Annotated in this window: 14 protein-coding genes; 2 read left to right on the forward strand and 12 right to left on the reverse strand. The window is 37.7% G+C overall.

Annotated features, from left to right (window positions below):
* Positions 1-94 precede the first annotated feature (94 nt).
* From A9C19_RS18605 to A9C19_RS18620, 4 genes are all read right to left on the reverse strand, one after another.
* A complete protein-coding gene (locus tag A9C19_RS18605) occupies positions 95-601 on the reverse strand; it encodes an NUDIX hydrolase (protein ID WP_072581313.1) in 507 nt (168 codons plus the stop codon).
* A gap of 715 nt (positions 602-1,316) precedes the next feature.
* The gene (locus A9C19_RS22115) at positions 1,317-1,748 is read right to left on the reverse strand and encodes a DUF4829 domain-containing protein (RefSeq protein ID WP_072581314.1); all 432 of its coding nucleotides are present in this window, start codon (positions 1,746-1,748) and stop codon (positions 1,317-1,319) included.
* 107 nt (positions 1,749-1,855) lie between these two features.
* Entirely contained in the window at positions 1,856-2,875 is a 1,020-nt protein-coding gene (locus A9C19_RS18615) for an LCP family protein (protein ID WP_072581315.1), read from the reverse strand.
* Complete coding sequence (locus A9C19_RS18620) at positions 2,868-3,392, reverse strand: sigma-70 family RNA polymerase sigma factor (RefSeq protein WP_072581316.1); 525 nt, start codon at positions 3,390-3,392, stop codon at positions 2,868-2,870. The genes A9C19_RS18615 and A9C19_RS18620 overlap by 8 nt, the downstream gene beginning before the upstream one ends.
* Positions 3,393-3,673: 281 nt before the next feature.
* On the opposite strand from A9C19_RS18620, the gene A9C19_RS18625 reads away from it, so the two are divergent.
* The gene (locus tag A9C19_RS18625; RefSeq protein WP_072581317.1) at positions 3,674-4,849 is read left to right on the forward strand and encodes a DUF4317 domain-containing protein; all 1,176 of its coding nucleotides are present in this window, start codon (positions 3,674-3,676) and stop codon (positions 4,847-4,849) included.
* Positions 4,850-5,066: 217 nt separating this feature from the next.
* Here the strand turns inward: A9C19_RS18625 and A9C19_RS18630 are convergent, their stop codons facing one another.
* Both A9C19_RS18630 and A9C19_RS18635 read right to left on the reverse strand, forming a co-directional pair.
* A complete protein-coding gene (locus A9C19_RS18630; protein ID WP_338022835.1) occupies positions 5,067-6,854 on the reverse strand; it encodes a YhgE/Pip domain-containing protein in 1,788 nt (595 codons plus the stop codon).
* Positions 6,855-6,856: 2 nt separating this feature from the next.
* Positions 6,857-8,914 carry an efflux RND transporter permease subunit gene (locus A9C19_RS18635; protein ID WP_072581319.1) on the reverse strand — a complete coding sequence of 686 codons (2,058 nt, stop codon included), beginning with the start codon at positions 8,912-8,914 and terminating at the stop codon, positions 6,857-6,859.
* Between the two features lie 241 nt (positions 8,915-9,155).
* Here A9C19_RS18635 and A9C19_RS18640 point away from each other — a divergent pair, with 241 nt between their 5' ends.
* Positions 9,156-9,722: a TetR/AcrR family transcriptional regulator gene (locus tag A9C19_RS18640; protein WP_072581320.1), complete on the forward strand. Its 567-nt coding sequence runs from the start codon at positions 9,156-9,158 to the stop codon at positions 9,720-9,722.
* A gap of 110 nt (positions 9,723-9,832) precedes the next feature.
* Here A9C19_RS18640 and A9C19_RS18645 read toward each other — a convergent pair whose 3' ends face one another.
* The 6 genes from A9C19_RS18645 to A9C19_RS18670 form a co-directional block, all read right to left on the reverse strand.
* Complete coding sequence (locus A9C19_RS18645; RefSeq protein ID WP_072581321.1) at positions 9,833-10,264, reverse strand: hypothetical protein; 432 nt, start codon at positions 10,262-10,264, stop codon at positions 9,833-9,835.
* Positions 10,265-10,445: 181 nt separating this feature from the next.
* Positions 10,446-11,222 (reverse strand): hypothetical protein, encoded by a 777-nt coding sequence (locus tag A9C19_RS18650; RefSeq protein ID WP_072581322.1) that lies wholly within the window; start codon positions 11,220-11,222, stop codon positions 10,446-10,448.
* 121 nt (positions 11,223-11,343) lie between these two features.
* Positions 11,344-11,625 carry an ABC transporter transmembrane domain-containing protein gene (locus tag A9C19_RS22840; protein ID WP_420835843.1) on the reverse strand — a complete coding sequence of 94 codons (282 nt, stop codon included), beginning with the start codon at positions 11,623-11,625 and terminating at the stop codon, positions 11,344-11,346.
* 51 nt (positions 11,626-11,676) lie between these two features.
* Positions 11,677-11,859, reverse strand: a complete 183-nt coding sequence (locus tag A9C19_RS18660; protein WP_072581324.1) for a hypothetical protein — start codon at positions 11,857-11,859, stop codon at positions 11,677-11,679.
* Positions 11,860-11,871: 12 nt separating this feature from the next.
* Positions 11,872-13,095 carry a YHYH domain-containing protein gene (locus A9C19_RS18665; protein ID WP_072581325.1) on the reverse strand — a complete coding sequence of 408 codons (1,224 nt, stop codon included), beginning with the start codon at positions 13,093-13,095 and terminating at the stop codon, positions 11,872-11,874.
* Between the two features lie 337 nt (positions 13,096-13,432).
* Positions 13,433-15,127 (reverse strand): ATP-binding protein, encoded by a 1,695-nt coding sequence (locus tag A9C19_RS18670; RefSeq protein ID WP_072581326.1) that lies wholly within the window; start codon positions 15,125-15,127, stop codon positions 13,433-13,435.
* Positions 15,128-15,253: the final 126 nt, after the last annotated feature.

Below are 15,253 nucleotides of genomic sequence, written 5' to 3' on the forward strand. Positions count from 1 at the left end.
TTTACTTAATAGAATAATTTCAATAGTGTCGAACGGTTCAACCTAATCACCTACTCTCCTTTCATTAACCAGCCTAATAAGCCACTAGAAAAAGTTATTTTTGAGAAAGACTTTTTAACCACTGTTCATTCCACTGAAAATATAAGTCATTATTTTCTCTTTGGTAAAATAAATTTTCAGGGTAAGGTAAAGCAAGCTCTGGCATATTACATGGAGTAAAATATTGAAGTTCAACCGTTTCGTTATCTATTGGGCATAGTTCACCACTTTGAATAACGCAATCAAACATAAAGACGTTATACTCCACTTGATGACCATTTGGATAGTGATAACGAAAGTCTTTCCCACCAAATACTCCTACTAACTTTTTTGGCACAACATATAATCCTGTCTCTTCCCATATTTCACGAACAGCTGCTTCAGCAGGTGCTTCTCCAAGTTCGATTGCCCCCGCAGGAAGACTCCACTTTTCGCCATTCCCTTTGTTTTGTAATAAAATTTCACCCCATTCGTTTCGAACAATTCCCGCTACACTTGGCATAAAAAGTAGTTCGTTACCAACTTTTTCTCGGAGATTTTTATAATAAGACGACATTCCCATCTTCCTAGCCACCTTTGGTCATTTATTTCTTTATACATTCTCTCCAATATACGAAATCACCTGTTTTCTTCAACTAATTTTATGCTCGGAAAGAGGCTGGGACATAAGTGTCGCAGTTAAGGAGAAATCCGAACTATCCGGTGATATTTCAATGAAAATCTCCCCTATCGTTCGGGTTTTATTCATTGTCACTACTTGTATTGTTTATGCATACGATTGTTAATCGCTAGTGAAATGGAGCGGAAGACACTTGACTCCGGCGGAAGTAGAGGAAAGGAACGTACTTGTTCTTCCACCACAACATATTAACAAGTAACAACGCGTGGAACGATAATCATTCGTCTTTAAAAAAATGATTAAGTTTTGACCCACCCTCACCGAATAACTCCGACAACAGCTGTTGACATGATAAGAAAGCTGAATAGACTAAATCCCAGGTGATTTAGTCTACTCATAAGGTTACTATCTATATGTGTTTCTTCACATTGACATTGAACGAAAATAACTTAAGGTTGAATATGGAGGCTCACCGCCCGCCTTGCGGAAAGCGAGCAACTGGAGCGGAATGCAACTAGACCGGACATTTGATAAAGAGCCAAAAGGTAAAAGGTATCTATTTTTGAATGATATAAAAGCTACGAGTCTAAGCAGAAGAAAACTGCTTTCCTCCAACACAACAATTTCCCCATCCATTAAAAAGAAGTAGGCAACCAAATCAGTATCCCCAATCATCCACACGCCACTTATCAGAATGATCATCCCTCACGACTATCCAGTTCCAATCGGTATAAGTTGAGTGAGGTTCTAAACTCCCATCTCCACCGCTAGACCCTACCTTAAAGCTTGATAACAAAACAATAACATTCTCTTGCTGCACACCATTGACGGATCCATTTCCGTACTTCATATAGTCATCAGTGATTTTCATTGATTTATCTTCTATATACCATATATGTGTCAGTGTACATCCGATAAAGTCCTTAAATTTTTTCTTCACAGCAACAACTGCTTCATTTATTTCCTCTTTAGAAAATGCGGTAGATTCTTCAATACTCACTTGAACATGATCGACTTTACCAAATCCGTTATATACCATACTGAATACGAAAACAATGAGCAAACTTAGAAAGAATAGGGTCTTTTTCATAATCGTCTCTCCCTCGATAGATAGAGTAAATTGACTAAAAGCTAAACGACCTGCTCCTAGTTAAAGAAACGAATGAGATGCGAGTGACTAGAGTGATTTTTTAGCTATTATTCTTCTATATCATGATCTCTGATATCTTGAGCAACTTGATTCACTACATATTCATTTAATTCGACGTAATAGATGCCATCTTTTTTTACATCCTCGGCTTTTTCTGATAGATTCAGGGTTTTGAATTTATTAATTTCTGCTTCCATTCCTAAAGAGTACATGGTGTAAATCGGGAGATCTGTATCTACATGTTCCACATATTCTTTAACCTCTTTCAAGGAGATGCCTGATCTGATACTGCTTACTAATGATCTAATAAACTCTACGTGATTTTCATTTCTACCGAATGCTCCGTTCGGAAGTGTGATTCGTTCTTTCAACAACCCTAGCATCATTTCGCCATCTAGGTGCTGTTGACCTTTTTCAATCGTTGTTGTTTTTCCATTCGAAAGCCCAATACTCATTGGTTCTGCTAGATTATATGTGATTCCACCCATCGAATTAATAATCTCGATGAATCCCGTCGTATCAACCGCAGCATAATAATCAATTGATAGATTTAACATGCTACTCACTGATTTCACCGTAGACGTTGCCCCACCGTAAGCGTAGGAGTTTGCGAGTTTGTCTTTTCTTACTTCATTATTTTTCTCGTCATGAACTGGGACATAGGTATCTCTTGGAATTGACGTGAGTATCATGCTTTTATCCTCTTGGTCATAGCTTACTAGTACATTCGCATCTGCTCGGTTGTTTTCATCAATTCCCATTAATAGAAACGTCATATTTGTAGAATTCATCTGCTTCTGTACAACTGTTTCACTTTGCGTCTCTTCTTGCTGGAATTCTTGATTCGTATCCTTATTAAATATAGTAGGGAGCAGAACACCTGAGAAAACGAGTAGTAATAACACAACGCTAAAAACCGGGAAAAGCTGTGGTGGTAAACTCGATTTTTTGCGCACTTTCTTATCACTCGCTAGTTGATCAAATACTTTTTTACGATCTTCACTTGTAAACTCAAGCTCTTTATCATGTAAAAACTCCATTCGATTTTTTAGCTCCTTTTTATCCATATACCGCAGCCTCCTCTAACTTTCGCTTTAGCTTCTGCTTTGCTCGTCTTAGCCTTGTTTTGACTGTATTCAAGCCTACTCCTGTCATTTCAGCGATGTCTTCAAGCTTGAGAGATTGATAATAATGCAGATAAAGCACTTCACGGTCATTTGCAGGGAGGGCAAAGATAAAATCCTTCATTTCCTGTTGCTCTGATTTTGCGAGCACTTTATGTTCAGCCGATGGAAGAATGTTCTGTGCCGTATCTTGAATGAAATGCTTCGCTTGTACTTTTTTATGATGCCAGCTCTTTAAGTAATCCTTACATTGATTAATTGTAATGCGATATAACCATGTTTTTATTGATGCGTCAAAGCGAAAATCATCTAGGTTTTCATAGCATTTTATAAAAGCATTCTGTACCATATCCTTTGCCGTTTCACTATTTTTTACATACGTAAACGCCAATCGAACAAGCTCATTCCCATACTCAACCATCACCTGCTCAAGTAATTGATCCTTCTCATACTTATTCATTCGTTCTCCTTCCCTTATCGCTTCTCTATGTTTCTGCCCATTTGACGAGGCTGTTTTTGAAATAGTTTCATTGGTGCCGGTTTTTGTCGAGAATCTACAAAACACTGGTGGTGACAGGCACCCCTCAATGTATGATAAAATAAAGTCTTCAAAAGACGGACAGTGAGCATAGCTCCACCTTCTTTATAGGAAGGATAGAGGCTATGGTCTTTTTTCGTATAATGATTCTATTATGGCATGTTCTATCATTTTAAATAAGAGTCGTTTAGGAGTGGAGTAGGTTGAACAAGAAGGATATTGCACAGATTCGCAAACAATTTAAAGTAGATAATGATTTACTCAAGATTTCTAACATTTTTAATGTATATATCATGAAGGAAACAAGTGAAATTTACCATCATGAGAGCCAGCCTTTTGAACTACTCGATGAAGATCAAAAGGAATTATTTATGAATAATTTCAAAAAAATGCTCGGTGGACAATTAGATGAAAAGCTCTTTGAATTAAAATTCAGACGAGATGCAGAACAAAATAGCCAGTTAATTCTACACCAAGGCTTACTTAGTAACGATGTTGAGGCTTGGAAAGAGAACATGCTTCAGCTTGTCGGGAAAATGCTTCTCCAAAGACAATACGAAATGGATATTGTGATCACATTCATTAAGGGTGAATATTTAAAGCCAACTAAGCGTCGGAGTGAAGAATCGGAGGAAAGTGAGCGAGACACTGTTTATTCCCACCCATTTATTCTATGCTCCATTAACAACACACAGGATCCGAAAAAAGAATTGCTTTTCGATTACGTTGAAAGAGAGTTTAAGTATAATTTCGTCGTAGATCCGATTATTAATTTACATTCGCCAATTGCTGGCTTTCTTTTCCCTTGCTTCACCGATAATGCAGCAGATGTAAACCACGTGCTGTACTCGGCTGGTAAAGCCCATGAGCCTGACTACCAATTCATCGAAGACGTATTAACCTGCGAAGACACGATGACAGCAAAGGATGACAAAATTGTATTTGAGGAGATTATTAAAGACGTCACCGGAGACCAATTAAATACATCCACGCTGTCAAATGTGTATGAAGAAATTCATCGCATGGTGCAGGAAAATGAAGAGGAAGACGTTCCAAAGCTGGATTCTAAGGATATTGAGCAAGTCTTAAAAGTAAGTGGAATTGAAGATGTTGATACTGGTAAGGTAGAAGCTGCTTTCCAAAAAATCATTGATGATGATAAGTACGAAATGAAAGCCAGCAGCATCCTGCCAAAATTCACATCCAAATCCATTAAAATCAACACAAAAATAGCAAATATCTCGATTAGCCCAGCAGATCTACGCTACGTTAAACAGGTCCAACTAAACAATAAACGCTATCTCATGATTGAAGTCGAAGAAGACACCGTCATCGAAGGCTTCACGATGATCCCAGAAGCTTTCGGGAATGAAGGATAAGGTGCCTGCTGCCGCTTGCTCGTTATTTGTCGAATTACTGAACACAAAAGGAGGCTGGGACAGAAGTGCCTGGCACCTTATCGTAACGACTATATGTACGCACTGATTTATCTAGTGCACACAATAGATTGTAACGGAGGGTGCCTGGCTCTTTGTTTTGTCCCAGCCTCTTTCGTTTTATCCTTCTAATTTGACCTTGTTGTTTTTGTTTATATGCCTATTTAAATAAATTCAGAAACAATTCCCAAAATCCTTTTTCTTTCTCAGGAGCTGCCGTTTTTGTTTCTTTCTCATCCTCTTCAATACTCTCCGTCTTTATCACAAATTGAACGGATGAGGTTTTCTCATTTTTAGAGGAGGTGAAGGAAACTGGTTCGAAATCTGATTTATCATACTCCTTAATCATCTCGTTAATTTCCTCTTGCATTTGTTCTGGTAAGTTTTGTGTTTCTTCATGTAATTCTTCCGTTCCGTCGTGTAGCTCGCTGACTCCATCTTCTAGTTCACCTGTTCCACCCGAAAGCTCAACGATTCCAGAGTGTATTTTATTATAAGAAGTAGAAAGCTCACCAACACCATTTGCATAGGTCACTAATCCTGAGTGAAAGTCTTCGTAGCTTTTTGCAAGTGTGCTTAAGCCCGCTTGTAGCTCACTCAATCCACTCATGTCCGTTTCCTCAAGTGATGCAGATAGCTCTTTTGATAGTTCAGTCAGCTGATTGGCCATCTCCGTAACCGATTGACTTACTTGAGTTAACCCAGGCTCGACTGCTGCGAAAGCTTCTTTTACCTCCGCATACGTACCTTTCACCTTCTGCGCAGCTTCATGGGATGTAACAAGAGAATCTATAACCTTAGCATCTGCACCACTTTCATACAGTGCCTTGATTTGTTCTTGAGTGATTTCGTTAGCTGGAATTTGGATAATTGCTCCGTCTAGAATCTGATACGCTTGTGAGTAGTTCTTTTGCAATTGTGCTACTCCTTTTACCGTCTCAGTAAGCCCCTTCGCGATTAAAGTCAGACCCTCTGGCAATTCTGTTAAGCTTGAAAGGTCTGTTTCACTGTTTTGACTTGCTAGTGATTGAGTAATTTCATTTAGCGCATCCTTAATTGAAACGGAACCGTTCGTTAGACCAGAGGATGAACCTGCTATTTCGTTTATTCCACTTTTATATTTCTTAGAACCGTCAGCCATTGATACCGTGCCTTTCGTTAATTCAGCGGTACCTTCCTCAAGATCTGCGACACCGTCGTTTAACTCTGCGATAGCGTCTGACAGCTCTCCCATATCATCGGTCATGCTATCCATTTCAGATGTATCAATCGGAAGGGTCGATGGGACGGCAGCAATTTCAACACCTTGAAATTCAAAGTCTTCAACATTCGCACCCACTGTTAGCCTTTTCTCTTCACCAGGCATAACGGTAAAGGTTATCTGCTTGTTTTTCCCTGCGTTAGCAATCATTCCGTCTGGTGCATCAATGTTCTCATACGTATTCGCTAGTAAGAGTGAAACCTGCAATAAGTAATTGTCGTAAAAGACGGTTTCACCCTTTTCATTTTTGGCTACATCGATATCAATCTGAACATCACCATTTACCCCAGCTAGCTTTGCAGGGTCAACTTTTTTGCCATCAAGCAAGTAGGTTACTGAAACATTCCATGGTAACTCCGTCTCTTCGTCCATGTTTCCCTGGTAATAAAACTTTCCTTCTGGGACGTCCAATTGCAGGCTATCACCCTCTTGGTTTATGTCTGAAAGGTCTGTTAGATTTTTCACATCTGTGTACTTTCCATAATCAAGAATTTCCCCAGCCGACTTTACCTCTAAAGTATTTACGACATAGATGTGGTCTAGCTCTCCACTTGCCGTTAAGGTTGCATAAACCACTTCATCCTTTGACGTTACGTTGCCTTCTGATGCAGCATGTGCTGAAGGACTGAGAAAGGAAGGTAAGACGACCATCGTAGCAAGCGCTGTGTAACAAAGTTTTTTCCTCATCATCATTTCTCCTCATAAAAAGTAGATTTAATGGTTGTTTTTTTAATCAATTTATCAAATACGAGCAACATGGCAGGCAGAACAATGAGCACCATAATAAACGCTAGGAGCGCCCCTCTTCCAAGCAACAAGCCGATAGATGCAACAATTGGGTTGGAGGATGTAATCCAAAGGATAAACCCAACTCCTGATAAAATCGCTGCTGAAATCGAGATCGAGAAGGTTTTCTCATCCAACGTTTTCACAATGGCTTTTCGCGCAGGCATTTCTTTTCGATAATGATAAAATGCTTCTGTAAATAAAATGCCGTAGTCGACTGTGGCCGCAAGCTGAACCGTACTAATAATTAAGTATCCTACAAACACGAGAGAGGTATTTGTAAAGTATGGAATCGATAAATTAATCCATACCGCAGCTTGAATCGTAATAAGCAAGACGATAGGAATAGAGATCGACTTAAAGCTAAGCAGTAACACAATGGCAATGGTAACCACCGTTAAGACATTGACGACTACATTATCCTTTGTGACCGTATTTTTTATATCGTATAGCGTTACACTTTCCCCTAATGCAAGTGCCTCATCACCATAATAGGAGGCTGCAGCGTCTTCTACTTTTTTCACAATGGCAAAAGGAAGCTCTCCTTCTGTCCCTTGATTTGTATTGATAATTATTCGGCTATAGTTATCTGAATAAAATTCACTTGTAATCGATTCGTCTAAGTACTCAGGTGGAATTTCAGCCCCGACCTGGTTTACATAGGCCATCACACCTGTTACATAGTCAAGCTGTTCTAACTCACCCACAAGCTCTGCTTCTTTAGCAGGGTCCCCTTTAGGAACAATTAACACAATAGGCGTCGTTTCGCCAAACGCTTCGTTAATGATTTTCACATCATGACCAACTCTAGTTGTTTCCGGCTGAGTACCTGTGCCATAAATGAAGGAAGTATTACTTTGCGCTAAAAATCCTGGAACCAAGATAGCAAATACCACGATCAGTGCAGGGACTTTTAGCTTCATCACTATGGAACCGATTCCCTCAAAGCTTGGTACAAAGTTTTTATGCTTCGTTTTATCCATCCATTTATAAAAATAAAGGGTTAACGCTGGTAAAAAGACCATTACGCTGATAAAGCTTAAGACGATCCCTTTTACTAGATTCACACCTAAATCCGCCCCAATTTCAAACTGCATAAACGTTAAGGCGATAAATCCGAAAAACGTCGTCGCTGCACTTGCTGTAATCGCTGGGAACGATTTCTTCATCGCAAGCTGCATGGCTTCTTCTGGACTATTCGTTGTTTTTCTATAATCTGAGAAGCTGTGCAGCAAAAACACTGCGTAATCTAACGAAACAGCCAGCTGTAAAATAGGTGCTACCGACTGAGTCACAAACGAAACCTCTCCAATAAAGATGTTCGTTCCTAAATTAATGAGAACAGAAACACCAATAGCCGTAAGGAAAAACAACGGTTCAATCCAAGATGTAGTTGAAATCACTAAAATGAAAATAATGAGTGGAACTAAAAGCATCGCAGCATACAAAGACTCCTGACCAGCCATTTTTTGCGAGCTCGCTGTGTTCATTGCTTCACCCGCAATTGCCCCTTCTTCTCCTATAAGCTCATAAATCTCATCGGTGATTTTCACTTCATCCCCAGTTCGTACACTGATGGAAAATAACGCTTGCTCATCTTTATAATAATTTTCGACCATTTCAGAATCTGCCATCTCCAAAGGCGTCTTCAGGTCCACCATATCATCGAGCCAAAGCACCTCTGATACTCCATCAATCTGTTCTAGCTTTTGTTTATAAGCCAGTGCCTCTTGAATCGTGACATCCTTTACCATGACCCTGGTATCTGGAACATCACCGGTAAACTCTTCTTCCATGATGTCCATCGCACGTGTTGATTGCGCATCCTCCGGCAAATAGTCCACCATATTGTAATTAACTGAAACAAAAAACTGTGCCACAATAGATAGCACCGTTGCAATAACAAAAATCAGTAGAACAGCTTTTTTATGTTTAATAACTTTTGAGGCAATGCTATTCATGTTCGACCCTCGCTTTGGTAGGTTTTATGACGTTGCCCGGCGAATAGTGTAGTTGACGTTGCATCAATCATAATTATTTTTCTCCCTCACTTGTATGTATCCGATTTTCTCCTTTATCATTATAATAAACACCGTGTTGGATATTCAACAAACAGTTGTGTTTCTAATGTTCTCTATCCAACATAACACATACTTGTGTTGGATAACGGAAAATTCATTCATAATGAAAGGGTTTTATCAAATGAGCTCAAAAATGGACCGCAGAAAAAAATATACGCAAATGGTTTTAAAAGAAAGCTTACTTTCTCTATTAAAGGAAAAACCAATCTCAAACATTACCATTAAAGAAATCTGTGAGCACGCAGACATCAATCGTTCCACCTATTATGCCCACTATTCAAGTCAGTACGACCTGCTTAATACAATTGAAGAGGAGTTTATCAATGATTTGGTTAACACACTCAGTCAATATAATTTCAGCAAGGAAGCTGAGTCCTTTCAAATGACTGAAAAGCTATTTGACAATATTGCAAAGAATCATGAAATATGCCAAATTCTTCTCAGCGAAAATACGGACAGCCACTTTCATAAAAAGGGAATGGCGATTGCCCAGCAGTTCATCTTTACTAACCTGAACAACGAAAACAAGCTGGATCAAGAAACTTACGAATACATCAATCTCTTCTTAGTTTCTGGCACCATTCATGTTATCAAGCAGTGGCTAGAGAATGGGCAAAACAAAACGTCGAGGGAGCTGGCTGAGGTTTTACATGCGTTTATCAATAGGGGATTAAAAAGCATGATTTAAGAGGGAGCTCGGAAGGAAAGATGAGTTCATTAAGGTCATTGAGTACAAGATAAACATGGAAACCTTTATGCATAAGAAGGTTTCCACACTATATAAGGTGAAGGGGTAAGCTATTCGTTTCTTTCTTCTACTTTACTTAAAGCAGCTTTTATTGCATCATCAACTTTTACATCCTTACTCCTATCATGTTCATACACATAGAAAATAAATATATTGTCAATTTTATAGACATTATAGGAAACAAGATTCATTGTGGCTGTTTTATGATGGAAGTCTTCTAAACCTTTTTCTCTTTCTTCCACTGAATGATAGATATAAACGGATAACAACTTTCCTTCTAGTTCATAAGAAGAAGGATAGACTCCATTTAGTTTCATTTGAAAAATTCGATTATTGTTCAAGTTTTCATTTTCTTCCATATCTAATTGTTGATCTTCAAAGGAAGATACAACTTCATCCAATGTAATCACATCAAGATGTGCTGATTGGCAAGATGTTAATAGAAAAACTGTTAATACTAGAAAGAGAGTTATCTTTTTCAACTTATCACCTCCTACTTTATTAGACGTAGGATTCGAAAGTAGGTTTCCTCTTCCCTCACTTGTTTCCACTACAAGGTTACTTAGGCTTGATAAAAATAAAAATCCGAACGATCTTGGAACTCTAGTAGAGAGGCATATATTGTTCATAATTAATTACTACATTTGCGTCCAAAGATACCTCCTATTGATTTAATTTATAAATATGTAACAAATCATCTTTAGACTTAATTAATGCGGTATCACTGTCTTGTAAAGAAAAACTAAAAATAATAGTCCCATCTTGCTGATAATAAACTCTGTCGGTGTAACCCAATTCAAGAAATTTTCTAGGATTTGCTTTTATTTTATCCTTAAAATCAGTTGAGTAGGTCTCTAGTGAAATTCCTGTATTTTGTAGATTGCTCTCGTGTAAAAAGGATATAAAATCATATAATTCAGTTAGTTTCTTAGCTGAATCTACATTTTTTTCAATATCGACAATTTGAATATAAGGAAAAATCTGATCATTATACTCTTTCAGCGCGTAAGATAATTTTTGTTCCTGTTTATCAATGATTTCTTGATTTAGTAAGTCTTTTTTTACAGAAAATGAAAACTCATACCACACGTCGTTATTAAAAATGGTTTTCATTTGATTCTGAACAAGTTCATCAGCCTCTCTTTTCCACTTATTCGCCAAATAGTTTTCTGTCAATTCCATCTCACTCTCAACAGCAGCACTCACACTGAAAATCAACTCTTCTTCATCAGAGGGAAACATCTCTGCAGAAACTAAAATGGGACCGCCCAAATACTTTGCTCCCTTGGAAATCTTTTTAATTTCAAAGGACCTTTCATATTTTGTCTGCAGATGGTTTTTGAAATAGCTTTCATAATTATCAAGAACTTTTTGTTCCTCCTTGCTTCCTGTGCATCCACTTAGAATGAATATTCCAATGAGTCCTAACAGTAGTTTCATCTTTCTAATCAGATCTCACCCCTTCCTGGAAAAAATTACTCGTACCAAACGTTAATACTTTCAACTAGATGTTTCTTTATCGGATCTATAAAGAAATCCAAGATTCTTCTTTTTTCCGGTCTTAATGTCTACACTGGCCACTGGCGTCATTCCTGGCATAAAAGTCAAGCAGATGCTGAAATAACCATGAACTTAGAATTACATCGATTTTATTACCTGTATGATTGAATATGTAATTCCAGATAATGTTAGTAATAAACTCAAAATATGTCACAACCATTAAAGCAACAGCCAGCACACTTAACGTACTGTATCCATTATGCGCGAGAACTTTATCAAGTAAGACTTGTACCATGAGAGGTGTGAAAATAGAAATAAATTTAGAAGCTGTTTCCCCATTCAGTTTTTCTTACACTCTTAAACTAGAAGGATGGGGATTCACCTCAGTTTCTTTTTAACCTATTCTTTCTTTTCCTCTTTTCAAAGTATCCACTTTATTTCTAAGGGCTTTTCCAGATTCTTTTTCATTTCGATAAGCTATAACTTTTTGCGTGACTTCCTCTGAATTATGTTTTTTTGTAAGTAGCTTTACGAAGGCATCCTCAACTTTATAACATATAGATTTGTAGGCTCCCATTCTTACTTCCCCCTATCCAACCATTTTCTTTGCTACATAAAAACGACGAGCTAACCAGCCAAGTACAACAATACCGACTCCTCCAGCAGTTGTTGCTCGATCTTCTTTTTTCTCAATTTCATATTCTTTATAGCCTTCTTCATAGTACTGTTTATAGATCACTTCAGATTTTAGATACGCATCAGGTATAGTGTATTTTTCTCCCCCATACCCTAGTTCATAACCAGCTTTCTTTATCTCTTCAACTTCGTTGTTAGAATTGAAGCCCTCTTTATACCAACCTATATATTTCTCATTCGAATAATCAGGAGCTTGATATTCAAGCAGTGTGAATGCTGCATGATATCCCTCTTGTTTGTATTTATCCATTAATTCTGTTTGCCCTTTTTCATACCCCACTTGGTAAGCAGTACGATAAATGTCCTTTATATCCTTTACATCACTAATCTTATCTTCAAAACCCTCTTTATAGCCTTTTTCTTCGTATTCTTTCTTTTTTGCATCATCTCTGACTGCTACACCTTTATTAAACCCTTCTTCAAATGCATTACTAAGCTGATCATTTTTTTGATATTCTTTAGGAACTTCAAGAATATCCTGCTTAGTTCCTAATTCCTTTCCAGCTTCAATTGCCATGGTTTTTTCTGATTCAAACTTTTTAATTCCTGACTCATATCCCTCTTGGTAACTTGTTCTAAAAGCATCAACATAGGCTTCCGTTCCATTACTAGTAGGGTTCTCTTCTTTACCATTTGAACCATCGTTTAAACCCGCTGTATATCCATCCCTTTCACCATTCACAAGATCCTTCTCAGCTTGTATTTTGGCAAGCTGTGCATCGCTTCCGTTAATCTTAGAAGTGTCATATCCATTAGGAGCTTCACATGGGATTCCATCATCAACAGTATTTCCCCATCCATCAAGTCTTTCGGGGTCATTTGTCTTGCTATAACCTTTCTCATTCCAATATTCTATAACCTCTTCATAGCTTGCGAAATCTGAGCAATCCTTATCTGTTGATGCACTTGTAGATTCAGGAGAACTTGTCTCTGAAGATCCACTGGTGGTTTCCCCTCCTCCATTGTGATAATGATAGCCAGTACATAATCCTTTCACTTGTGACTTTTCACTACAATTGTGACCACCTGAACCGTCTGTACGTCCAGAATGTGCATATACAGAACTTCCAAAAAGTATTGAAAAGACTATAGTTATAACAGCAACTTTTTGTATCATACATATTCCCTCCCTATTAACTTGTATCTATGAAACGATATCTCTACTTAATTTACAAAAATATCAATTTTTTTACAATACGTTTACAGCGTAAAAATAAAATATAAACGGTTTCTATATTTGTAATACTACGCTAGAAAAATGGCTTGTTTTGCTTATACTTACTATTTTCAAATAAATCCTATCCTGTTGCATAATGAGTCGCTATTATAACGCCAAAAAGCTCGGGAAATCTCCCAAGCTTTTGTATCATTCATAGTGGATAAGACTCCACAGAATCATCCCTAAATCTATATATCGGCTCTTTCGATATGATCTCCATCTTTTTACACACCATTTATTCCTGTTCTACAAACGGTAACTTAATAATAAAGGTCGTTCCCTCTCCTTCAACAGAGGAGAACTCCATTGTTCCATTATGCTGCTCAATAATTCGGTAGCACACCATTATTCCTAGTCCAGTTCCTTTTTCCTTTGTCGAGTAAAAAGGTTCTCCTAGTTTGTGTTGAATATGTTTTGGAATTCCTACCCCATTGTCTTCAATCTTAATCGCGATCAACTTATTTCGGAGGCCTGCTGTTATAGTTACTGTACCAGAGCCTTCTATGGCTTCAATTCCATTTTTAATAAGGTTGATTAAGACCTGTTTAATTTGCTCTTCATTACAGTAAATAAACAGTTCTTTCTCTACACATTTAAAATCAATGGAGACACCTTTCATATTTGCCTGTGAATTCATAAACGTGCAGACATTTTGAAGGAGCATTCCCACATTAGCTTTAGATTTTTTCTCTGATACAGGTTTTCCTAAAACTAAAAGCTCGCTAGCTATCGTCTCAATTCGGTCAAGCTCGCTGTCAAGAATTGTGTATATATCAAGCTTTGTAAATCCTTCTTTCGCTAGCTGTAAAAAGCCCTTTATCGCTGTTAAAGGGTTTCGAATTTCATGAGCGATACTTGCAGCCAGCTCCCCAGCAATTCCTAGCTTTTCATTCCGAATCGATAATCGTTCATTTTCTTTTCGTTCACTTAAATCTCTTATTATGGTAATCTCTGTTTCATTTAAGTGATAGTCCTCGAAAATAAAAGGAAACGTGACTAGCTCAACATCTATCGTTGTGTGATCTGCTTTTACTAACTTCACCTCGGTTGGGACCATTTTCTCTCGGTTTTGAAGTGCCACTATTCTCTCCTTCAATAGATCGTGACTAGACTGGTCTGTAATGTCCCATATCGTTTGTCCAGTTATTTCAATGAACTCACTTTCCAATAGCTTCAGGCCCGCCTTATTCACATGGACAATGATACCCTTTGATGTAATAAAAACAGAATCAGGCATCTCTTCAATAAACGCCGTATAGAGCTGTTGCAAATCTTTAAATTTTTCAATAGAGCTTTCGATACTCTCCTCCATTGCAATAGAAGGTGAGAGCTTCTCTTTTTTATAAAAGCCTGAAACGGCTAACTCTGTATCAGACATAATATATTGATGATGCTTCATTATTTCCATATGTACTGTAGCTGGAAGCTCCATCCCATCATAAGCACAAACCGTTAAGCACTTTACTTTGTCTATAAATTCATCTGCAGCCCCCTCATAAAGACGAAGCTTTTCATCTAAGCAGCTTTGCCCTGGATACCACTTCACACTTCCCCATGCGCGAATCGGCGTACCATTTTTCACAAATGGCTCTAACAAATTCGAAAAGTTCAGTAACACTGGTTCTATGTCTAATGGTTTCTCTGTTTGATAGAATTCGTTCTGCTCAGTAAAAACTAAGGAATCTATTTGTTCCTGAGTAAACCCCTTATCAAATAGCCTTTGTAATATGATCTTAAATACGCCTCTGTCATCAATGAACACGACGGCTTGTCCTAGTGTCAATCCACTTGCAATAAAAGAGGTCGCATTATCTATGTATTTCTCAGGATCTGATGAAACATATAAAATATGAGTGCCACTTGCTATATTAATATTCTTTGTAAAAGCTACCTGGGGGTTTACTGTATTGTCAGGAGTTAATATGGTCAAAAATATTCCCACTCTCTTAATGGATAATTACCTATATTATACCATGCAAACGGTTGATTTAAATCTACCACGTTATAGAAATTTTCTGTCATTATTAGATAATCAGTTTGTCCTTTCCTCTCATTA

The organism is Bacillus weihaiensis (genome assembly GCF_001889165.1).
In the GTDB taxonomy this organism is placed as follows: domain Bacteria; phylum Bacillota; class Bacilli; order Bacillales; family Bacillaceae; genus Metabacillus; species Metabacillus weihaiensis.